This window comes from Pseudomonas indica NBRC 103045 (assembly GCF_002091635.1).
Lineage (GTDB): Bacteria > Pseudomonadota > Gammaproteobacteria > Pseudomonadales > Pseudomonadaceae > Pseudomonas_M > Pseudomonas_M indica.
Genome location: NZ_BDAC01000018.1, coordinates 74,475 through 94,233, shown reverse-complemented (window position 1 = coordinate 94,233; position 19,759 = coordinate 74,475). Strand labels below are relative to the sequence as shown.

Annotated in this window: 20 protein-coding genes; 9 read left to right on the top strand and 11 right to left on the bottom strand. The window is 64.9% G+C overall.

Annotated elements, in window-relative coordinates:
* Positions 1-268: 268 nt before the first annotated feature.
* Positions 269-823, top strand: a complete 555-nt coding sequence (locus tag PIN01S_RS19505) for an NAD/FAD-utilizing enzyme apparently involved in cell division (RefSeq protein WP_084338038.1) — start codon at positions 269-271, stop codon at positions 821-823.
* Positions 824-862: 39 nt separating this feature from the next.
* On the opposite strand, the gene PIN01S_RS19500 is transcribed toward PIN01S_RS19505, so the two are convergent.
* Positions 863-2,362, bottom strand: a complete 1,500-nt coding sequence (locus PIN01S_RS19500; protein WP_084338036.1) for an FAD-dependent oxidoreductase — start codon at positions 2,360-2,362, stop codon at positions 863-865.
* 362 nt (positions 2,363-2,724) lie between these two features.
* On the opposite strand from PIN01S_RS19500, the gene PIN01S_RS19495 reads away from it, so the two are divergent.
* Both PIN01S_RS19495 and PIN01S_RS19490 read left to right on the top strand, forming a co-directional pair.
* Positions 2,725-2,934, top strand: a complete 210-nt coding sequence (locus PIN01S_RS19495) for a cold-shock protein (protein ID WP_084338034.1) — start codon at positions 2,725-2,727, stop codon at positions 2,932-2,934.
* An 83-nt stretch (positions 2,935-3,017) separates the two neighbouring features.
* Positions 3,018-3,197, top strand: a complete 180-nt coding sequence (locus tag PIN01S_RS19490) for a PFL_1563 family small protein (protein WP_084338032.1) — start codon at positions 3,018-3,020, stop codon at positions 3,195-3,197.
* Positions 3,198-3,251: 54 nt separating this feature from the next.
* Here the strand turns inward: PIN01S_RS19490 and PIN01S_RS19485 are convergent, their stop codons facing one another.
* The 5 genes from PIN01S_RS19485 to PIN01S_RS26490 form a co-directional block, all read right to left on the bottom strand.
* Positions 3,252-4,766 carry a M4 family metallopeptidase gene (locus tag PIN01S_RS19485; RefSeq protein ID WP_084338031.1) on the bottom strand — a complete coding sequence of 505 codons (1,515 nt, stop codon included), beginning with the start codon at positions 4,764-4,766 and terminating at the stop codon, positions 3,252-3,254.
* Positions 4,767-5,799: 1,033 nt separating this feature from the next.
* The gene (locus tag PIN01S_RS19480; protein ID WP_084338030.1) at positions 5,800-6,075 is read right to left on the bottom strand and encodes a DUF3509 domain-containing protein; all 276 of its coding nucleotides are present in this window, start codon (positions 6,073-6,075) and stop codon (positions 5,800-5,802) included.
* 266 nt (positions 6,076-6,341) lie between these two features.
* The gene (locus PIN01S_RS19475; RefSeq protein ID WP_084338029.1) at positions 6,342-7,073 is read right to left on the bottom strand and encodes a DUF3618 domain-containing protein; all 732 of its coding nucleotides are present in this window, start codon (positions 7,071-7,073) and stop codon (positions 6,342-6,344) included.
* Positions 7,073-7,513, bottom strand: coding sequence for a phage holin family protein (locus PIN01S_RS19470; RefSeq protein WP_084338027.1), 441 nt, complete (start codon positions 7,511-7,513; stop codon positions 7,073-7,075). Before PIN01S_RS19470 ends, PIN01S_RS19475 begins: the two co-directional genes overlap by 1 nt.
* Positions 7,513-8,157, bottom strand: coding sequence for an ATP synthase subunit B family protein (locus PIN01S_RS26490; RefSeq protein ID WP_090257274.1), 645 nt, complete (start codon positions 8,155-8,157; stop codon positions 7,513-7,515). Before PIN01S_RS26490 ends, PIN01S_RS19470 begins: the two co-directional genes overlap by 1 nt.
* Before the next feature lie 221 nt (positions 8,158-8,378).
* On the opposite strand from PIN01S_RS26490, the gene PIN01S_RS19455 reads away from it, so the two are divergent.
* The gene (locus tag PIN01S_RS19455) at positions 8,379-8,591 is read left to right on the top strand and encodes a hypervirulence associated TUDOR domain-containing protein (RefSeq protein WP_084338021.1); all 213 of its coding nucleotides are present in this window, start codon (positions 8,379-8,381) and stop codon (positions 8,589-8,591) included.
* Complete coding sequence (locus PIN01S_RS19450; protein WP_084338019.1) at positions 8,588-9,163, top strand: DUF488 domain-containing protein; 576 nt, start codon at positions 8,588-8,590, stop codon at positions 9,161-9,163. The genes PIN01S_RS19455 and PIN01S_RS19450 overlap by 4 nt, the downstream gene beginning before the upstream one ends.
* A gap of 4 nt (positions 9,164-9,167) precedes the next feature.
* Here the strand turns inward: PIN01S_RS19450 and PIN01S_RS19445 are convergent, their stop codons facing one another.
* Entirely contained in the window at positions 9,168-10,004 is an 837-nt protein-coding gene (locus PIN01S_RS19445) for a CvfB family protein (RefSeq protein ID WP_084338017.1), read from the bottom strand.
* A gap of 63 nt (positions 10,005-10,067) precedes the next feature.
* Complete coding sequence (locus tag PIN01S_RS19440; protein ID WP_084338121.1) at positions 10,068-11,237, bottom strand: MFS transporter; 1,170 nt, start codon at positions 11,235-11,237, stop codon at positions 10,068-10,070.
* Between the two features lie 533 nt (positions 11,238-11,770).
* Here PIN01S_RS19440 and PIN01S_RS19435 point away from each other — a divergent pair.
* Both PIN01S_RS19435 and PIN01S_RS19430 read left to right on the top strand, forming a co-directional pair.
* Positions 11,771-12,487 carry a TorF family putative porin gene (locus PIN01S_RS19435; RefSeq protein WP_084338015.1) on the top strand — a complete coding sequence of 239 codons (717 nt, stop codon included), beginning with the start codon at positions 11,771-11,773 and terminating at the stop codon, positions 12,485-12,487.
* A gap of 87 nt (positions 12,488-12,574) precedes the next feature.
* The gene (locus PIN01S_RS19430; protein ID WP_084338013.1) at positions 12,575-14,491 is read left to right on the top strand and encodes a sodium:solute symporter family protein; all 1,917 of its coding nucleotides are present in this window, start codon (positions 12,575-12,577) and stop codon (positions 14,489-14,491) included.
* A 360-nt stretch (positions 14,492-14,851) separates the two neighbouring features.
* On the opposite strand, the gene PIN01S_RS19425 is transcribed toward PIN01S_RS19430, so the two are convergent.
* The gene (locus tag PIN01S_RS19425) at positions 14,852-16,006 is read right to left on the bottom strand and encodes a PQQ-dependent sugar dehydrogenase (protein WP_084338011.1); all 1,155 of its coding nucleotides are present in this window, start codon (positions 16,004-16,006) and stop codon (positions 14,852-14,854) included.
* 122 nt (positions 16,007-16,128) lie between these two features.
* Between PIN01S_RS19425 and PIN01S_RS19420 the strand changes: the two genes are divergently transcribed.
* A complete protein-coding gene (locus PIN01S_RS19420; RefSeq protein ID WP_084338009.1) occupies positions 16,129-16,839 on the top strand; it encodes an rRNA pseudouridine synthase in 711 nt (236 codons plus the stop codon).
* A gap of 175 nt (positions 16,840-17,014) precedes the next feature.
* Here PIN01S_RS19420 and PIN01S_RS19415 read toward each other — a convergent pair whose 3' ends face one another.
* The gene (locus PIN01S_RS19415; RefSeq protein WP_084338007.1) at positions 17,015-17,338 is read right to left on the bottom strand and encodes a protealysin inhibitor emfourin; all 324 of its coding nucleotides are present in this window, start codon (positions 17,336-17,338) and stop codon (positions 17,015-17,017) included.
* Positions 17,335-18,411, bottom strand: a complete 1,077-nt coding sequence (locus tag PIN01S_RS19410) for a M4 family metallopeptidase (protein ID WP_084338005.1) — start codon at positions 18,409-18,411, stop codon at positions 17,335-17,337. Before PIN01S_RS19410 ends, PIN01S_RS19415 begins: the two co-directional genes overlap by 4 nt.
* Before the next feature lie 165 nt (positions 18,412-18,576).
* On the opposite strand from PIN01S_RS19410, the gene PIN01S_RS19405 reads away from it, so the two are divergent.
* A complete protein-coding gene (locus tag PIN01S_RS19405) occupies positions 18,577-19,755 on the top strand; it encodes a GGDEF domain-containing protein (protein ID WP_084338119.1) in 1,179 nt (392 codons plus the stop codon).
* Positions 19,756-19,759: the final 4 nt, after the last annotated feature.

Below are 19,759 nucleotides of genomic sequence, written 5' to 3'. Positions count from 1 at the left end.
ATTGAACCGAACCGACGCTTCGCCAGCAGAGCTGGCTCCTACAAGGGGCGTGGGCGTCGCCGCACCCGTCTGCCAATCTTCCGGCACCCGATCGCCATACCGCACGGGCCGCCAGCGAACCGCCCGTCCTGCGAGCGTTCGCGACAAAGTCAGAGTGCTACACTCAACTATCCAGAGCGCACGCCACATGCGCCTTCGCGGCCCTTTCCGGCCGCTTTCGGCAACCATCGGAACGGGGGGATTCCGTTAGACCTCGATGGAGGTGCTCATGAACCGGCACTACTACATCAGCGATGACCTGGACGAGCTGGAACAGGTCGAGCAGGAACTGGAAGCCAGCGGCATCAGCACCGAGCAGATTCATGTGCTGAGCGAGAAGGATGCCGACATGGATCAGCATCGTCTGCACAGCGTCTCCCCTTTCATGAAGACCGACGTGGTGAATTCGGGCCGGCGCGGGATTTACGTCGGCCTGGTGCTCGCCGCCGCGGTGCTGCTCGTCGCCTACTTCAGCGGCTGGACGCAGACGGTCGCCGGCTGGGTGCCCTTCGTGTTTCTCGCCCTGGTGTTGCTGGGCTTCTCAGCGTGGGAAGGCGGCTTCTTCGGTATCCAGGAACCGAATGGCTACTTCCGGCGCTTCCAGGAGCTGCTGCGGGAAGGCAAGCACGTGTTCTTCGTGGATGTCGAGCCGCCGCAGGAGCCGGTGCTGGAACAGGTCATCCGCCACCATCCCCACCTGCAGGTGGCGGGGACCGGCGCGGCCATGCCCCACTGGGTGATGAGCGGGCAACAGAAGCTGCATCGTTTCCGCAAGATGATCTGATGCCCTGGCCACCGGGTGCCATTCCGGCACCCGGCGCGCTCACTCCGACGACAGGCGCCGGGCCAGGGGATGATAGGCCGGCCCTTCGATGACGCTGCCGTCGATCTCGAAGCGGCTGCCGTGGCAGGGGCAGTCCCAGGTCCGGTCGCCGGGGTTCCAGTGCACCAGGCATTTCAGGTGCGGGCAAACCGCCGACACGGCGCTGACCTGCCCCAGCTCGTTGCGGTATACCGCCAGCTTGTCGCCCTCCAGGGCCACGATCCGTCCCTCTCCCACCGGCACATCGTCCAGGGCCTTGACCTCGGTCGGCGTCAGGTAGTCCTGGGCCAAGTGCTTGGCTACGGCGGTGTTTTCCTTGACCCACTCCTTCATTGACTTGACCGGAGTGAAGCGGGTCGCGTCGTACAGCTCGCTCCAGCGGCTGTCGTGGCCAAGGATCAGGTCGCCGAGCAGGCGCCCGGCCACCGTGCCCCAGGTCAGGCCATCGCCGGCAAAGCCCGTGGCCAGGAATACCCGCTCGCTACCATGGCGCCGGCCGATGTATGGCAGGCCGTCGGCCGAGCCGTACTGCTGGGCCGACCAGCGATAGTCGACGGAGGCCACCGGGAATTTCGAACGCAGGTAGCTTTCCATCCGCCCGTAGTAATCGACGCCCGGCTCTCCTTCGCCGGTCTTGTGCTGCTCGCCGATCATGATCAGGTAATCCTGGCCGGCATGCTGGTAGCTGCGGATGGAATGGAAGGGATCGAGCACCCAGAGAATGCCCTGGGGGTAGTCCTGGCCGGAGAGCCGGGCGGCGATGCCATATTCCCGCAAGGGCTCCATGCCGGTCTGCAGCAGGTTGATGCCCTTGGGCGTATGGGTCGCCAGGACGATGCTCTCTGCGCTGACCTTGCCGGTGGCGGTCTCGGCCCGGCAATGGTCGAAATCGATGTCCAGCACGCTGCTGTATTCGTACAGGCCAACGCCCAGCCGGCTCAGCTCGCGGGCCAATCCCTGCACGTAGCGCAGCGGATCGAACTGAGCCTGGTTGTCCAGCTTCAGGCCGCGATGGATGGGGAACGGCAAAGGCGTCTCGCTCACCAGGCTGGCTGTGAGACCGGCGCAGAGCAGCGCATCGAGTTCTTCGTCGAGGCTGTTGTTCAGGGCTGAATCGTCGTCGGTCAGGACCCGGTAGAGCGGACGGCGGTGGAAGGCACAGTCGACGCCGAGGCGCCGGGCCGTTTCTTCGATGTAATCGACCGCCTCGGTACGGGAGGCAGCGACCTGGCCAATGACGCTATCGCCCCACTTCTTGCGCAAGGTCGACAGGCCCTTGGTCACCGGCGCATACAGATTGCCGGTGGACGCCCCGGTGGTGCCGCCGCCGACCCGCAGTGCCTCGAGCACCACCACACGCTTGCCGGCTTCGGCCACTTGCAGGGCCGTGGTCAGCCCGGTGATGCCGGCGCCGATCACCAGCACGTCGGTCTCGATGTCGCCGTCCAGCGCCGGATAGGCCTGGTTGTCGTCTTTCGCCACCTGCCAGATCGCTGCCATCGCGCGCCTCTTGCCATTCGTTGCCGGGCCGAGTGTGTCCACTGCCGCTGCAGACACGCCCGAGATTCGTGCCTGGCGAGGACGATGGTGTTCTGAGAATTCGGAGTGGTTGCGCTGTGGAGAGTTCACTTCAACGGCGTCTGAAAGGCCGGCGGAAAGGTCACGGGACGAATGACCGTCCGGAAAATAAAAAAGAAAAGATTAGGTAATCGCCAGGTAGGCGCGTATGGTGGTCCCCACTGTGTTGCATGCGTCACCGAGCTGCTTAGATTTCGATCCAACGTCCATCGGTTTCACTCTCTTTGCACTCAGTCCGGCCTGGGCTTTTCCAGACCGTGTTCACTTTGTCCAAGGAGACACTCATGTCCAATCGCCAAACCGGTACCGTCAAGTGGTTCAACGATGAAAAAGGCTTCGGCTTCATCACCCCTGAGAGCGGTCCCGATCTGTTCGTTCACTACCGCTCCATCCAGAGCACCGGCTTCAAGAGCTTGCAGGAAGGCCAACAGGTTTCCTTCGTGGCCGTGAAAGGCCAGAAAGGCATGCAAGCCGATGACGTTCAGGTGATCTGACCGTCCTCCGACAAAAGAACCGGCCTCGGGGCCGGTTTTTTTATTTGGGGTTCCGCCATCCCCCCAGGCAAGGAGAAACAGCCATGCGCATCAAAGGCTCGAACAGCAAACCGAAACAGGAACCCGCCGTCGAAACCCGCGAATCCATCGAAGCGCAGGTGGCGGCCTTCCTCCAGTCGGGCGGCACGATCCAGGAGATCGCCGGCGGCGTCAGCGGCCAGGTCTGGACCGGCACCCGGCAGCTCAAGCTCGGCAAGAAGTAAGTCCCCGTCCGAACGAGCGGGCGAAGGCCGATGCCTCCGCCCGCTCGCTCCCCCTCACAGGGCGCTCGGGCAGTTCACCCCCACCTGCCGGAATGCCTGCACCACGGCGCTGGTGCCGTAGCCGCGGTTCTGCGACGACTGGATCACCCCGCAGGCCCCCCGGTCGAAGCTGCTGGTCTCGGTCCAATAGAAGCGGTTGGCATCGAGGAAAACCTCGAAGGCCTTTCGGGTATCCCAACCCGCCGTATTAGCCAGCAGATAGAAGGCTTTGTTGTACACCCCGCTGGAGTAGTGCACGTTCATGCCACTGCGGTAATCGGCGGCATGGCCGATGGAACGTCCGTCCTTAGTCGGGTCATCCATGTAGCGCAATGCCCCCGTCCCCTTGGTGATGTCGAAGCCAACCTTCCAGTCGTTGTGCCCCTTCATGTAGTACTCGGCGGTCTCCCCCGCCATGTCGGAGAACGCCTCGTTCATTCCGCCCGACTGTCCGTAGTACTGGAGGTTGGAGTTCTGCTCGGTGAAACCGTGGCTGACCTCATGAGCCACCACGTCCAGCGCGACCAACGGGTAGAAGGTCCGAGCGCCATCGCCGAAAGTCATCGACTCGCCATCCCAGAACGCGTTGTCGTAGCCCCGGCTGTAATGCACCTTCATGTACAGCTTCTGGCTGAGCGGGCGCAGGCCGAACCAGTCGTTGTACAGCCGGAACACCACGTTGCCGAAGTAATGGGCGTCGTTGAGCGGCGAGAAGGCGCCGTTGATCTGCTTGTAATCGTTGTACGAGCAGGCGAACTGGAACGGCGTGCGCTTGGCGTTGCTGGTACTGTGGTTGAGGTCCACGGTCAGCACGTCGCCGCTGTTCATGTGGCAATCGTTGGTGACTACCAGAGGCCCGTAGTCGCTGCCATACAGGTAGCGGCCAGTCTTCTCGTTGCCGCCGGGACCGCTGGCCTCGGTGCGATGGGCGAGGCCTTCCCATTGCTGGAGCACGCTGCCGTCGTTGGCATCGATGAGGAAGTGCGGGCGCGAGGGCACGTCCGGCAGGAAATAGGACACCACGTACACCAGGCGCGCCTTGTTCTGCGCATCCAGGTCGATGACCAGTTCGGTGCGTTCGTTCTCCGTCCTGCGCCCTTGCGCCTTGAGCAGCTTCGCCTGGTTCAGCGCCTGCTCCGCGCTCAGGGTCGGCCGGGTATCGGCGACCAGATCGGGGGCGATATTGGTCACGAAGTGGCCGCGGCGCACGGGAGCCGGGGTATCGATGGAGCGCTTGGTGCGCTCGCCGTCCTGTGCTCCGCTCACTTCGGTGATGGCTTCCCCACGGATTCGCACGCCGTTGTAGAACTGCTGGTAACGGGTGACCACACGGCCTTTGCCGACCGCACTCTGGCGCAGCACTTTCAACTCGTCGGGGCTGGCGCCGAGATCGGCATGCAGGCCAGCTTCGCCGGCGACGGTGCGCCGCGCTTCGACCTTGGAGACATCCACCAGATCGGCGGCGAAGGAAACGGCAGGCAGACTCAGTGCACTGAGGAACAGCGCGGGGATACGTAAAGCATGCTTCATCTAGGTTTCTCCTGAAATCGGAGGGTCGCTCCGAGATTTGCCCCGCCGCCTTTTGGACGACGGAGCCCCTTTCAGCCTCGATGACCGGCGGTAACCGCATCACCTTCGGCCGAATTGAGTTGTTATGTATAGGCAGGAGTTGGAAGAAAGTAAGAAAAAGCAGGAATTTCCTGACAAATGGCTGCACATTTGCAATGACATCATGTCAATTCGATGGAGATAGCTGCAAGCTGCCAGCAGGCCGAGAGATGAATGGAACGCATAAATTCGCCCCACCGATGGCTTTTATGTAGGAGCCAGCTCTGCTGGTGAACGGTGTTACAGGGCAGCTTCGTCAGTAGAGCTGTGGTGGTTTGAGGGAAGTGTCCGCCCCAGCCCCGCCCCCTCACCCCCGCCCTCTCCCCAGCGGGGAGAGGGAGCAGCCCGTGCATCCCGGTCACTTCCGCGTAGGGGCGAATTCATTCGCCCAAATTCCGCCCCGCCAGGCGAATAAATTCGCCCTTACAGATGCTTTTGTGTAGGAGCCAGCTCTGCTGGCGAACGGTGTTACAGGGCAAGCTTGTCAGCAGAGCTGTGGGTGGTTTAAGGGGAAATGTCCGACCCAGCTCCGCCCCCTCACCCCCGCCCTCTCCCCAGCAGGGAGAGGGGGCAATCCGTGCACCCCGTTACTCCCGCGTAAGGCGATTCATTCGCCCAAATTCCACCCCGCCAGGCGAATAAATTCGCCCAGCTCCCCTACCTTCGAATCAAAAAAAGCAGCTTCGCGGTGCGAAGCTGCCAAGTCTCAAGGAGAGATCGGATCGCTGGCCGGAAAGGTTTCCTCCAGCGCTTCGTCCAATTGGTCGTCATCGGCATCGGTAGGCGGCCGTTCGACGACCTCGTCGTCATCGCCTTGCATGGTGCGTCCTCCGTTTGGCAACACTGTTCTGTTTAGGCCCTTGCCCAACGGCAAGGTTCGCTGAAGAACCGAGGCGTCCGCCGGGTGGAGCCCATGGGAAAGCCCGGAAAAGCGGCTTTTCCGGGCTCTCGGAACTCACAGGTAGGTCGGCAGGCAGGAACGACTCTGGCTCTGCAGCGTAGTGACCGATGGCGGCGGCAGCCCGGCTTCCTGGGCCAGGTCGCGGCGGATGGCGCTGATCAGCCAGTCCACCCGCTCCGGCGCACTGAACTGCGCCGAAGGGACGGCCCGCTTCAGTTCCTTGCCGTCCTGGCGTTGCAGCACCAGCAGGAAGTACCCATCGGGTCGGGGCTGAGTGGCCAGTTTGAAATCGGGGAATGCGGCGGCAACTCTTTCGAATGCTTGTTTCATCTTTGAGCTCCGGATAGGCAGTTGAATTCCGTGCGTATCCCTAGGAGCAGGCTCCGTGCCAATTTTTCTCAAAAAATAATTCTTTAAAAATCAATCGCTTATGAAAACGCTTCGCTCTTGCCATCGTGCATTTCGCAAGACCAAGCACTCGTCGGACCGTGCAAATCGCGAGACTCATGTCACACAACAACCGCGATGCATACCGCGAGATAGAGCTGATGGCGCCGCGATCGAATCATGCCGACCCGACCGCGGGCGCCTGCGGACTACTGGATTCCACTGTGGGTCCGACCATCCTGCCGGACCCGATCGGCCACCTCCCGGCTCAGCTCCTGGCTGACCTCGCTGGCCTTGGCGTAGCCCTCCTCGGCCAGCGCCTTGGCCTTGTCGGTCAACCGGTCGCTGGTTTCGCCCAGCAGGCGATCTTCCTGGCGGGTCGGCGGCAAGGCGGCACCCAATAGCGCGCCCACAGCAATGCCGATGGCCCCCAGCGCCAACGGCTGCTCGGCGAGCATGTGCTCGACGCCATCACGGGCCCGCTCGGCCTGATGCCGCAGCGTATCGGCAGCCTGGTGGCTGGAATCGCTCAGTCGCTGCCGGGTGGAATCCCAGTTGCTGCCCAGTTCGTCACGCAGCTGGCCCGCCTTGTCCTTCAGATGCTGAGCCTGGCGTTTGGCACCGGCAGCCTGGTCCGACAGGCTGGCATGGCCCGACGCGGACGCCGAGCGGTTCTGCCCCATCATCAGCCAGGTCAGCCCTAGCGCAGTGAGCAGGGTCGGCACCGGGTTGGCCTTGACGGTCTCACCAAGATTGCCGAAGAACTCCCCGCCATTGCCCTTGGCGTAGCGCAACGCCCGGTCCAGCAGTTCGCCGGGCGACAGTTTGTTCTCCAGCTCGTGGACGATGCTGCTGATGGATTCGCGCTGCTGGTCGATTTCCCTTTCCAGGGTTTCCGGGTCCTTCTGCGCCTCGGCGGCGATTCGGCTTTGCGTACTCATCAGGCGTTCCTCCGAATGGCTTCATGGTCCTTCTGCAGGGCGTGCAGGGTTCGGTCAGGGGTGAAGGCGGACGGCTCGAGTTTCTTCTTGCCGGCCTGCACCATGGCCAGGCCGACGACCACCACCACGGCACCGACGATCAAGGCCGCCAGCCACGGCTGTACCACCAGGGAAAGCCCATAGACCGCGGCCTGCAGCAGAATGATGAAGCCGGCCAGGAGCACTGCGCCGCCGCTGGCCACGCTGGCGATTCCGGCCTTGGTGGCGTGGATGGACGAGGTGATTTCGGACTTGGCCAGCGCCAGCTCCTTGGTGAAGAGCAGAGGCACCTCCCGGCCGAGCTGGTGCAACAGGCCGGTGACGGAATGCGAATCCTCCGGGTGGCTACGGGTCGGCTGGCGAACGGCGCTATCGAATTGACGGGGTTGCGTCTGGCTCATCAGTGGGTTCCTCCGTTGCTGGTTTTTCCATCGCCCCGGTTGGGTGGGCAGCAGGATGCACTGGCAAAGGTCGAGGCGTTGTCCGAGGGGGTTGCCGGGCTGCTGTAGCCCGACGAACCGGGTGCCGGCCGACTGCCGGAAGTGGCGCCCATGGCGCTGGTGGACATGCCGGTAGCGGACATGCCGGTCTCGGACGTGCTGCTGCGCTCGTCCGTATCACGCCTGCCGGAAGCACGGGCGAAGCGCGTCAGGCCGAAACCGAGGGCGATGCTGCCGGTAATGAACAGCGCCGGGTTGTCCCGGGCCAGTTGGCTGGCCTCGCGAAACAAGGTGTCGGCGCTCTTGCCGCGCAGGTTGTCGGCCAACCGGCCGAGGCTGCCGGCGATATCGGCAACGTAGTGGGAGAGGAACGCGTCGTCCTGGCGCTCCAGTTCGGAGGCGGCGGCGCGGGCGCCCTGGGCCACCCGGTCGAGTTCGTCGGCCGCCGTCTCGCGGTATCTGTCCAACTGCTCCTTGCCCTGGACTTTCACCTCTTCCGTCGCCTGTTTCGCCTTGTCCTGCAGTTCTTCGGTCAGCGCCTCCCTCGAAGTGCCGCCACGGGTTTGGCCATCGGGACCAGGGGTCGTCTGGTTGGGGGTATGCATGGTCGGGTTCACCTCTTCGCTTGGCCGGAAACCAGGGGGTTTGGCCCCGCTGGCAAAGCCTTGTCGTTGATGGGTTGCCTCTTTCAAGGTGACAGGGTCCATTCCGACGAGTTCTAGCGAGGCGGACGCCTCGGGCGCTCTGGATCGGCCATCATCGGCGGGGGATTCATTCGCCGGCGGAAAGGTCAGAAAGAGAACCCGTTCAGGAAGGAGGAACGACCATGTCTCCACGCTTCAAGGTCGGCGACGCCGTGCGCTGGAACTCCGAGGCCGGCTGGATCGAAGGCCGGGTAACCCGGGTCCATACCCGCGAGATCGAGTTTCGCGGACGCACCCGGCATGCCAGCGAAGAGGAGCCGCAGTACGAAGTGACAAGCGACAAGACCGGCCACCTGGCCATGCACAAGGAAACCGCGCTGAAGAAGATCGAATGAGCGAGCACCCGACGACAGGACAACCGGAGCGGATCTGGACCATCGGCCACTCGACCCGCTCCCTGGAGGAATTCGTCCGCCTGCTCGCCGACTACAGCATTCGCGGGTTGGCCGACGTACGCCGCTTTCCGGGTTCGCGGCGGTTGCCGCAGTTCGCCGAAGCGGCGCTGCGTGACGGCCTGGCCGAGCACGGTATCGCCTATCGCTGGCTACCGGCGCTGGGCGGCCGCCGCCGACCGCGGCCCGACTCGCCGAACATGGTCTGGCGCAACAGCTCCTTCCGGGGCTATGCCGATCATCTGGCCAGCGCCGAATTCGCCGCCGGGCTCGACGAACTGCTGACGTTCGCCAGCGCACAACCCACCGCGATGATGTGCGCCGAGCTGCTCTGGTGGCGCTGCCACCGCTCGCTGATCGCCGACGTGCTGAAGGTGCGCGGTATCGAGGTCATACACATCCAGGACCCGCATACCGCCATCGTCCACCCCTATACCTCGGCGGCGCGGATCGAAGATGGCCGCCTCAGCTATGCCGGCGATGAGCAGGGTCAGGGGGACTTGTTCGGCGGCTGAGCGCTCAGGTCAGCTCGATACGATCCTCACGAATAACGATCAACCCCTGCTTATAGAGACCGCCGATGGCCTTCTTGAAGGTGCCCTTGCTGACGCCGAACAGCCGGCTGATGGTTTCCGGCGGACTCTTGTCGCCGAGCGGCAGGGAACCGCCATTGGTGCGCAGCTCCTGCATGATCCGCTCGCCGAGGCCGCTCACCGCCACCTGGCCGATCGGTTGCAGGCTCAGGCTGATCTTGCCGTCGGCGCGCACCTCCTTGATGAAGCCTTTCTCCTGCATGCCGCCTCGGAGGAACTTGAATACCTCGTTGCGATGGATCAGCCCCCAGTGCTTCCCTTCGATGATGGCCTTGAAGCCCATCGGCGTGGGTTCCACCACCAGCAGGTCCACCGCCTGACCGGTCTTGTAGTGAGGTGGGGTCTTGTCGAGGTAGCGATCCAGCCGGGCGGTGGCGGTAATGCGGCGAGTCCGTCGGTCCAGGTAGACGTGGACCACGCAATAATCGCCGACCTGCAACGGCCGCTTCTCTTCCGAATGCGGCAGCAGCAGGTCCTTCGGCAGCCCCCAGTCGAGGAACAGGCCGATGCGGTTGATCTCCACCACCTTCAGGCTGGCGAACCCGCCGACCTGCACCTTGGGTTTCTCGGTGGTGGCGATGGGCCGGTCGTCGCTGTCCAGGTAGACGAACACGTTCAACCAGTCGCCGATCTCGCTCGGCTGCTCCTTGGGTAGGTAGCGCTTGGGCAGAAGAATCTCGCCCTCCGCGCCGCCATCCAGGTAGAGCCCGAAATCGGTGTGCTTGACCACCTGTAGAGAATTGAACCGCCCGATCAACGCCATTCGTCATTACCTCGCCTGCGAGCCGCGCATTCTACCCGCTTGCCGGAGCGGCTGCCGCACCGGCTAGGAAGACGAAAGAGCGGCCCGGACGCTCGGCAGCGCCCGCACGACACCCAGCGCCACCAGGCAGGCGCCCAGGCCGAGCAGCAGCCCGAATGCCAGCAAGGCCGCCGGAGCGCCGTAGCGGTCAGCCAGCACACCGGTGAAGATCACCGGCACGCTGAACCCCAGGTAGGCCATCAGGAAGAACCCGGCACTGGCGCGAGGCTTCTCCGTTTCCGCCAGCAGGGTGACGGCGGACAGCCCGCCCAGGTAGACGAAGCCATAGCAGGAACTGCTCGCCGCCAGCGCTCCCAACAGCACGGCGGCGAGCGAGCCGTTCGTCGCACCCCAGGCCAACAGGGCGTAGCCGAACGGCAGGATGGCCAGTCCGAGGCAGGTCGCCTGGGCCGGATGCAGCCTGCGCGCCGCCGGTTGGAACAGCAGGCCGCAACTGATCACGGTAAAGGTGGAGAAGCCGGACCAGGCGGCCAGGCCATGCGCCGCCAACACCGAGGGCAGGATGGCGATCACCAGCCCGACCGTCGCCCAGGCGAGCAGGATGGCGAAACCGAACGGCAGGCTGCCGCCCGGAAAGCACGGCAGGCGCAGCATGGGCGTGGCCCGGCCACGGGGCGCCGGGTCCGGCAGCCGCGCCACCACGATCAAGGCGATGGCGGCAAACGCCAGGTGCAGCCAGAAGCTGCCCGGCGCCAGCGTCGGCCCGGCCAGCAGGAACAGGCTGGTCAGGGCGGCGCCCAGGCCGAAGCCCAGCGAGGTGCTGGCCGTCACCCAGTTCGCCGAGGCGCGGGCATCGCGGCTGCCCCTGAGTTCGGCCATGTAGGCGGTGCCGGTGGCCGAGGCCAGCCCGGTGCCGATCCCCAGCAGGAAACGCGCGACGCCGAGCACCTCCAGGCGCGGCCAGATCAGCATGACCAGGGTGGCAAGCATCGACAGGCACAACGCGGCGACGATCAATGGTCGCCGCCCGACCCGGTCGGCGAGTCCGCCCAACGCCAGCAGCACCGGCATCACTCCCAGCACGTAGCCGGAGAAGGCGATGGCGGTGGCCGCCGCGCCCTGCCCGGACAGTTGCGCATAGACGGTGTACAGCGGTGCCTGCAGGTTCACCGCGAAGGTGATCAGGCACAGGCCGAAGGCGAGGCAGCCGGCATGGCGCCGCGACGCGCTCATGGCCAGCACCGCACGATGGACGGGCTCGGCGAACCGTTCGGTACCACAAGACTCATGGCCATGCTGCGTTCCTCGTAATGGCGGGCCGGCGCCCGACTATCCGACGGACGTCGCACCGCTCACAAGGAACAGTCAGGTGCTATTTGCGCTCAACAGTTTCAGTGGGGCGTCAGGGGGTGGACTTATTCGTCCGGCTTAACACCCAGGCGAATAAATGCGCCTCTACAGACGAGGCCCGCCAGCAGAGCTGGCTCCTACGGATAGGCGCCGGCCGGATAAGTGTGTAGGGGCGAATTTATTCGCCCAACGAGGTTGAATTCACCGCCACAGGCCTGTCTCAAACGGGGCGAGGACGGAAAACCGACGAACAACCCTCTACGGGACGAATGGCGGTTCAGCCGAATGCCGGTAGCTGTTAAAAACGGGCCGGGGGCATGGGCGCGGGCCGCATGCCAGACGCGTCGGCACTTCCGCCGCGCCGGTTCCGGGGCCGCGTGACAGGCCACTCCTGTTTCACTGAGGGAGTGTGCGACGTGATTCGTCATGTACTTTTCATCCTTCCGCTGCTCGCCGGTTGCGCGGCGGCGGTGAACCAGCCGGTCGAGCGCGAGCTGGGCGACTACGACCTCAAGATGAGCTATGCGCCGCCGCGCAGCATGGCCCAGGGGCTGGTGCAACCGAACAGCGGAACCCTCGCCCACGGCGGGCTCGACGTGACCCACAGCAGCGGCTGGTACTTCGGCCAGTGGGCCGCCAATCTCGATCCGACCGAAGGCAAGATGATCAAGCTGGACAGCTACACCGGCTTCAAGCAGCCGCTCGACGAGCGCTTCGGCTATGAACTGGGCACGCTGCTGCACAGCTACCCGACGCTCAGCCAACGCAATGTCGAGGAGTACTACGCCGGCCTGTCGGTGTTCGGCAGCCGCCTGGGTGCGGCGTTCAGCCTCGATCCCGGCCGCTCGGACCGCACCCTGCTGGCCGACCTCGGCCTGCAGGACGATCTCGGCTTCAGCGTCACGCTCAAGTACGGCAACCACGCCCTGGACAACCCGGTGGGCGTCGGCAACGGGCGCAACGTGCGGGTCTTCAACGACTGGTCGATCAACCTGGTGCGCCCCTGGCTCGGCTTCGACCTCAACCTCAGCTATTCCGACTCCAGCCTGAACGCCCTGGAATGCTCGGCCTATTCGGGCTTCAACCGCTACTGCGACGGGGCCTTGACCTTCAAGGCGTCGAGGGCTCTGTAACGCGGGTGAGCCATTCGTCAGACAGCCAGCACTTTTCCTTTTCCGAATGCTCTCTCCAAGAGTGTTCCAACGGAAAGGAATAAGAAGATGTTGGACTTACTCATCGTATTGGCATTCGTCGTCTACTCCATCGGTTCGGGCCTGCGCGCCCGAGAGCAGGCCTCACAGAACCTCGGCGAATACTTTCTCGCCGGCAAGACGATCAAGGGATGGCAGTCGGGCTGTTCGATGGCCGCTACCCAGTTCGCCGCCGACACCCCCCTGCTGGTGACCGGCCTGGTGGCCACCGCCGGCGTCTTCGCCCTCTGGCGCCTGTGGATCTACGGTCTCGCCTTCCTGCTCCTGGCATTCGTATTCGCCGTCGGTTGGCGCCGCGCCGGCGTGCTCACCGACGCCGAGCTGACCAACGTGCGCTACAGCGGCACCGGCGTCACCCTGCTGCGCCTGCTCAAGGCGATCTACTACGGCACCGTGATCAACTGCGTGGTGCTGGCCATGGTGCTGGTGGCGGCGGTCCGCATCGCCGAAGTCTTCCTGCCCTGGCACGACTGGCTGCCCGCGGCGCTCTACGAACCGATACTCGGTTTCGTCACCGCCACCGGCCTCAAGCTGGGCGACAGCATGACCGGCCTCGATCCGCAGGTGATGACCACCAACAACCTCATTTCGATCCTGCTGATCATGCTGTTCACCGCCGCTTACTCCATCACCGGCGGCCTGCGTGCGGTGATCCGCACGGACGTGATGCAGCTCGCCGTCGCCCTGATCGGCACTCTTGCCTACGCCTGGTTCGTCATCGACGCGGCTGGCGGGCTCGGCGGGCTGAGCGATCGGGTGGTCAGCCTCTACGGCGAAGACCTAGCCGGCAAGATGCTTTCCTTCGGCCCACCGGAGAATGCCAGCGATCTGCTGCTGCCGTTCCTGATGATCATCGGCATGCAGTGGCTGTTCCAGATGAACTCCGACGGCACCGGCTATCTCGCCCAGCGCAGCATGGCCTGCAGCAGCGACCGCGACGCACGGATCGCCGGCGTGGTGTTCGCCTGGCTGCAGATATTCCTGCGCAGCCTGTTCTGGCTCGGCATCGCCATCGGTCTGCTGGTGCTTTACCCCTTCACACCGGAAGACATGAACAGCGAGGGCTTCACCGCCGCGCGGGAAATTCTCTTCGTCCAGGGCATCCAGGACCTGCTGCCACCGGGCTTTCGCGGCCTGATGCTGGTGGGTCTGCTGGCGGCCCTGGCTTCCACGGTGGACACCCACCTGAACTGGGGCGCCTCGTACTGGAGCAACGACATCTACGACGGCGTGGTCTGCCAGCGCCTGCTCAAGCGCAAACCGAAGGGCCACGAGCTGGTGCTGGTGGCGCGGTTGTCCAACGTGCTGATCATGATCATCGCCCTGGCGATCATGGCCAACCTCGGCTCGATCCAGACCGCCTGGTTCATCTCCCTGCTGTTCGGCGCCGGCATGGGCTCGGTGCTGCTGCTGCGCTGGCTGTGGGAGCGGATCAACCTGTACTCGGAACTCACCGCCATGGCCGTGTCGCTGGTCACCGCCCCGTTGCTGCTGTATTTCCTCGGCACCGACCCGGACGAGGAATGGATTCGCCTCGGCATCATGGCGCTGGTGACCACCAGTGCGGCGATCCTGGTGACCTTCTTCACCCCGGCCACCGACGACAAGACCCTGCAGCGTTTCTACAAGCGCGTCCGCCCGTTCGGCATCTGGCGCAGGAGTACCCAGGCCGTCGGCGATATGCCCAGCGCTCCGCTGTATGCGCTGGGCGAGCGCCTCGGCGCCGTGGCGGTGACCGCGGTCTCGCTGTTCGCGCTGCTCGTCGGGGTCGGCCGGCTGCTGTTTCCGCCGCCGGGTAGCGGCCCGCTGTTCACCTGGATCTGCATCGGCCTCGGCCTGGTGCTGATTCCGTTCTGGCTGCGCATGCTGCTCAACGAAGCGCCGCACGAAGAGCATCTGGAGGCGAAGCCGGCCATGGGTAAGTGATCTGCGAGGGAGTGCGATTCGCCAGCAGAGCTGGCTCCTATGAAAGAGCCAGCGGCTCCGGTAGGGGCGAATTCATTCGCCCACGAAGCCCCGCCAGGCGAATGAATTCGCCCCTACACGGAGTGACGGGATGCACGGACTGCCCCCTCTCCCCGCTGGGGAGAGGGTTGGGGGTGAGGGGGCGGAGTTGAGTCGGACACTTCCCTAAACCACCACGGCTCTACTGACGAAGCTGCTATGTAACGTCATTCGCCAGCAGAGCTGGCTCCTACGAAGAGCCATCGTCTCCGGGTAGGGGCGAATTCATTCGCCCGCTTCACCCGAATTGGGCGAACCCACCAATGCGCCCGCACGAAGCGCTCATTCACTCCCCTCCTCCAACCCAACCCGCAACAGCTTGCCGTCCGCTTCGTCGGTCAGCAGGTAGAGATAGCCATCCGGCCCCAGGCGCACGTCGCGGATGCGGCTGCCGAGGTCTGCCAGCAGGCGTTCCTCATGCACCACCCTGTCGCCGTCCAGTTGCAGGCGGATCAGCGTCTGCGCCGCCAGGGCGCCGATGAACAGGTTGTGCTGCCAGGCCGGGAAACGGTCGGCGTCGTAGAACGCCATCCCGCTGATGGCCGGCGATTTCTCCCAGACGTAGTGCGGCAGCTCGGTACCCGGCGCGGTCTTGCCCTTGGCTTCGGGAATCGGCAGCAGCGAGTAGTTGATGCCATGGGTGGCGAGCGGCCAGCCGTAGTTCTTGCCAGCCTGGGGAATGTTGATTTCGTCGCCGCCGCGCGGGCCGTGCTCGTGGGTCCAGAGCTGGCCGGTCCAGGGGTTGAGCGCGGCACCCTGCTGGTTGCGGTGGCCGTAGGACCATATCTCCGGGCGCGCGCCCTTGCGGCCGGCGAAGGGGTTGTCATCCGGCACCTTGCCGTCCGGGTAGAGGCGCACCAGCTTGCCTTGCAGCTTGTCCAGGTCCTGGGCGGTGGCCCGTTCGTTGTTCTCGCCCAGGGCAATGAACAGATGGCCTTTACCATCGAACACCAGCCGCGAGCCGAAGTGGATTCCGGTCGACAGCTTGGGTTGTTGGCGGAAGATCACCTGGAAATCGTCCAGGCGGGTGCGGTCGACGGACAGCTTGCCGCGTCCGACGGCGGTACCGGCATGCCCGCCCTCACCCGCTTCGGCGTAGGACAGGTAGACCAGGCGATCCGTGGCGAAGTCCGGCGACACCGCCACATCGAGCAAGCCGCCCTGGCTGCGGGCGAAGACCTCCGGCACACCGGCCAGCGGTCTGGACAGATTGCCGCTGCGCTCGAGCAGGCGCAGGCGCCCCGGCCGCTCGGTGATCAGCATCCCCTCGTCGCCGGGCAGGAAAGCCAGTGCCCAGGGATTCTCCAACCCGCCGACCACCTCGGTGACCATCAGCGGCCCCCGTTCGCTGTCGTGCTTCGACGTCTCCGCAGCCTGAGCGCCGCCGAGGAGAAAAAGGGCGACGGCGCAGGCCATCCACAGGGTTGTCCGGGTCATGGGGCTCTCCTCGTTCGTCATGAACGGAAAACAGTAGGCGCTGCCGGACGATTCCTGGCGGCGTCTACATCTGCGGTTACAATGACGGCCCTTCCGGCGCGCCTCAGTCACACGAGCCTCCCATGACCGACCCCATCCGCCTATCCAAACGCCTTGCCGAACTGCTGCCCTGCTCACGCCGCGAGGCCGAACTCTATATCGAGGGCGGCTGGGTCCTGGTCGACGGCCAGGTGATCGAGGAGCCGCAGTTCAAGGTGGCGGACCAGCGCATCGAACTGCTGCCCGGCGCCACGCCCGCGCCAATCGAGCCGGCGACCCTGTTGCTGCATAAGCCTGCCGGGCTGGACGAGGCAGCAGCCCTGGCGCTGCTCGCCATCAATAGCCGGGCCGACGACGACAGCTCCGGCATTCGCCCGGTAAAACGCCACTTCCGCCACCTCAGCGCGCCACTGCCACTCGATACCGATGCCAGTGGCCTGTTGGTGTTCAGCCAGCACCGCGGCGTGCTGCGCAAGTTGAGCGAGGACGCCGACCGGCTGGAACAGGAGTTCATCGTCGAGGTGAGCGGGCAGATCGCCGAGAACGGGCTCGCCCGACTCAATCATGGGCTCAGTTACCGAGGCGTCGCGCTGGCGCCGTGCAAGGTCAGTTGGCAGAGCGAGAACCGCCTGCGCTTCGCCCTCAAGGCGCCGCGCAGCGGACAGATCCGTCATATGTGCGAAAGCGTCGGGCTGCAGGTGCTGGGGCAGAAGCGCATCCGCATCGGCCGGCTGGCCATGGCCAAGCTGCCGTCAGGCATCTGGCGCTTCCTCGGCGTCCACGAACGCTTCTAAGAGCCTGTTTACGATCTGCTGCGCGTCGGCCCTACTGCGTTGAAAACAGGCTGGATCGCCAGCCCGGTCGGACTGCTCATTTACAGCTCGTAAACTCCGCGTCCTCGCCTGTTTTTGTGGGACCGCCGAGGCCTTGTAGGGCTCTAGCTCGCGAGATCGTAAACAGGCTCTAGCCTCACTCCCCGCGCTGCTTCCACAAGTTCACCAGCGCTTCCGGCGCTTCGGTTTCCGGTACGTTGAAGCTGACCCGCTCCACTTCGAGCCCCTGGAAGCTGACCTCCACACGGAAATAGCGCTGGTCGCCGCGCCCAGCCTGGCCGGGTTCGCTGGCCTTCGGCGCGGCGGTTTCGACGGCAGCGCAGGCTTGCTGGCGCTCGGCCTCGGGGCAGTTGGCCAGGTCAATGGAACAGGCCCGGACCAGGCCGGGCAGATGGGCCACCCCACCTTCGCGGGTTACCCGCAGGCCGGTGGCGGCAGCCAGAGGCGGTAGTTCGATCATGTCGTCACTCCCACACCGTCCCAACCGGCCTTCACGGCCTGCTGCTCGGTGCTGTTGGCCCCGAAAAGCTTAGCGGCGTTGTCCAGGGTCAGGCGAGCGAAGGCAGCGAAATCGGCGTTGCTGCCCAGGCGCTCGTCGCGCAGGGCGTCGTACCAGACCCGCCCGGCCTTTTCCCAGGCCGGGCCACCGAGGGCGATGGCCGCCAGGTAGAAGGCACGATTGGGTATGCCCGAGTTGATGTGGACGCCACCGTTGTCAATGTGGGTGTCGACGAAATCCTTCATGTGCCCCGGCTGCGGGTCCTTGCCCAGCACCGGGTCGTCGTAGGCGCTGCCGGGCTCGGCCATGGAGCGCAATGCGCGGGCCTTGACCGCCGAGGTGAACAGGCCGGCACCGATCAGCCAGTCGGCCTCCTCGGCGTTCTGTTTCAGGCGGTATTGCTTGACCAGGCTGCCGAACACATCGGACAGGGATTCGTTGAGCGCGCCCGCCTGGTTCTGGTAGATCAGCCCCGCCTCGTGCTCGATGACGCCGTGCGCCAGTTCATGGCCGACGATATCGACGGCGATGGTGAAGCGGTTGAAGATTTCCCCATCGCCATCGCCGAACACCATCTGCTCGCCATTCCAGAAGGCGTTCTCATAGCCCTGCCCGTAATGCACCGTGCCGATCAGCGGCAGGCCGGCGCCATCGATGGAATGCCGCTGGTAGACCTCCCAGAACAGTGCATAGGTAGCGCCCAGGTATTCGTAGGCTTCGTCCACCGCCGGATCGCCGCTGGCCGGCTGGCCTTCGCCGCGCACCAGGGTGCCGGGTAACTGGTTGCCCTGCTCGGCACTGTATACCGCGCGCTGCACCTGACCGGGCGACGAGGCGCGAGCCTGTGCCGAAATGCTGGAGACCCGTGGCATCCCGGCGCGCAGGCCCCGCATATGCTGGTCGAGCGCCAGGGTGTCGCTGGCCAGGGCGCGCAGCCGTGCATTGCCGTGGCGGGCCACCCGATCGAGCAGGTAGGGCGGCAGGACGAAAGCAGGCGAAAGGAACGGGCTCTGTTGGGCGGTACGGTCACGCATGGCGATCCTCCTGATGGAATGCGGTCCTTGCTGATCAGACCCCCGCCGGACCAATTCATTCGCTTCGCTCCGGCCGCCGTTCCGGTGCCGGTACTCGACTCAAGTCGGACGACAGCCGCGACGCCATGTTTTATGCTGGCCATCAGCCACTTAGGGTCATCCGTCGTGTTCCGTCCGTCGCTACAGAAGCTCCGCGCCGCCTCGGCCGTCAACGACGCGCTGCAGCCGCTCGCCAGCCAGGAAAACCTCAAGCGCCTCGCGCTGCTGGCGCTGTTCGCGGTGCCCTTCAACCTGATCCATATCCTGGTGTTCTGGACCAAGGTCCCTGCCAACCCGGAAGAAGTCCTCTGGCGCCAGGGCATCATGCTCAGCCATGCCGTACTGGCATTGCTGTTCACCAGTTTCGGCCTGCTCGCCCGCCGCCTGCGCCACGGACGTCCGCCATCCTGGGCGATCGGGATGCTGACGAGGCTGGCGATCGGTGCGGTACTCGCCTTTGCCGTGGCGATCGCCTGCATCGACCAGTGGGTCACCCCGAACATCACGCCCCTGCTGCTCGGTTGCACTTTGGCCGGCCTGGCATTCCTGATGCGTCCCGGCGAGGCCGCGGCCTTCTATGCAGCCACCCTGGCCGCCTTCGAAGCAGGCATGCAGTTCAGCCAGCCCGATCCGCAGCTGCGCCTGTCCAACCAGGTCAACGGGCTGAGCGCCTGCGGGCTCGGCATGCTGCTGTCGGTGATTCTCTGGCAGGGCTTCGCACGCATTCAGCGGCAACAAGAGGAGCTGGCGGAAAAGCACCGCCAACTGGAATACCTCGCCGGACACGATGCCCTCACCGGCCTGCTCAACCGCCGCGAGTTCGACCGCCTGATCCGTGCCGAACTGGCCCGTGCGGAACGCAGCCTGCAACCCCTCAGTCTGCTGATGGTCGATCTCGACCACTTCAAACAGGTGAACGACCGCCATGGGCACCCCGTCGGCGACAAAGTGATCCGCCAGACCGCCGACCTGCTCCTGCGCCACACCCGGGCCGGCGACAGCGTCGCCCGCTTCGGCGGCGAGGAATTCATTCTGCTGCTGCCCGACACCGACGCCACGGAAGCGGCGAAACATGCCGAAAACCTGCGCCGCCTGCTGGAAACTACGCCCGTGCCGCTCGACCACGGCGAAGTACGGCTCACCGCCAGCTTTGGCCTGACCAGCTTGCCGGCGCGACATTCGGCCAGCTACGAAGCGCTCTACGCCACCGCCGACCGGGCCCTCTACCTGGCCAAGGCGAACGGCCGCAATTGCGTGAAGGCCCTGGTACCGGAAAGCATCGCGCAGGTGCGCAAGCGCGGCTGAGCCG

Bases quoted from the DNA above. Each gene is read 5' to 3' on its own strand.
- PIN01S_RS19505 (WP_084338038.1), top strand. From the start codon at position 269: ATGAACCGGCACTACTACATCAGCGATGACCTGGACGAGCTGGAACAG.
- PIN01S_RS19500 (WP_084338036.1), bottom strand. From the start codon at position 2,362: ATGGCAGCGATCTGGCAGGTGGCGAAAGACGACAACCAGGCCTATCCG.
- PIN01S_RS19495 (WP_084338034.1), top strand. From the start codon at position 2,725: ATGTCCAATCGCCAAACCGGTACCGTCAAGTGGTTCAACGATGAAAAA.
- PIN01S_RS19490 (WP_084338032.1), top strand. From the start codon at position 3,018: ATGCGCATCAAAGGCTCGAACAGCAAACCGAAACAGGAACCCGCCGTC.
- PIN01S_RS19485 (WP_084338031.1), bottom strand. From the start codon at position 4,766: ATGAAGCATGCTTTACGTATCCCCGCGCTGTTCCTCAGTGCACTGAGT.
- PIN01S_RS19480 (WP_084338030.1), bottom strand. From the start codon at position 6,075: ATGAAACAAGCATTCGAAAGAGTTGCCGCCGCATTCCCCGATTTCAAA.
- PIN01S_RS19475 (WP_084338029.1), bottom strand. From the start codon at position 7,073: ATGAGTACGCAAAGCCGAATCGCCGCCGAGGCGCAGAAGGACCCGGAA.
- PIN01S_RS19470 (WP_084338027.1), bottom strand. From the start codon at position 7,513: ATGAGCCAGACGCAACCCCGTCAATTCGATAGCGCCGTTCGCCAGCCG.
- PIN01S_RS26490 (WP_090257274.1), bottom strand. From the start codon at position 8,157: ATGCATACCCCCAACCAGACGACCCCTGGTCCCGATGGCCAAACCCGT.
- PIN01S_RS19455 (WP_084338021.1), top strand. From the start codon at position 8,379: ATGTCTCCACGCTTCAAGGTCGGCGACGCCGTGCGCTGGAACTCCGAG.
- PIN01S_RS19450 (WP_084338019.1), top strand. From the start codon at position 8,588: ATGAGCGAGCACCCGACGACAGGACAACCGGAGCGGATCTGGACCATC.
- PIN01S_RS19445 (WP_084338017.1), bottom strand. From the start codon at position 10,004: ATGGCGTTGATCGGGCGGTTCAATTCTCTACAGGTGGTCAAGCACACC.
- PIN01S_RS19440 (WP_084338121.1), bottom strand. From the start codon at position 11,237: ATGAGCGCGTCGCGGCGCCATGCCGGCTGCCTCGCCTTCGGCCTGTGC.
- PIN01S_RS19430 (WP_084338013.1), top strand. From the start codon at position 12,575: ATGTTGGACTTACTCATCGTATTGGCATTCGTCGTCTACTCCATCGGT.
- PIN01S_RS19425 (WP_084338011.1), bottom strand. From the start codon at position 16,006: ATGACCCGGACAACCCTGTGGATGGCCTGCGCCGTCGCCCTTTTTCTC.
- PIN01S_RS19420 (WP_084338009.1), top strand. From the start codon at position 16,129: ATGACCGACCCCATCCGCCTATCCAAACGCCTTGCCGAACTGCTGCCC.
- PIN01S_RS19415 (WP_084338007.1), bottom strand. From the start codon at position 17,338: ATGATCGAACTACCGCCTCTGGCTGCCGCCACCGGCCTGCGGGTAACC.
- PIN01S_RS19410 (WP_084338005.1), bottom strand. From the start codon at position 18,411: ATGCGTGACCGTACCGCCCAACAGAGCCCGTTCCTTTCGCCTGCTTTC.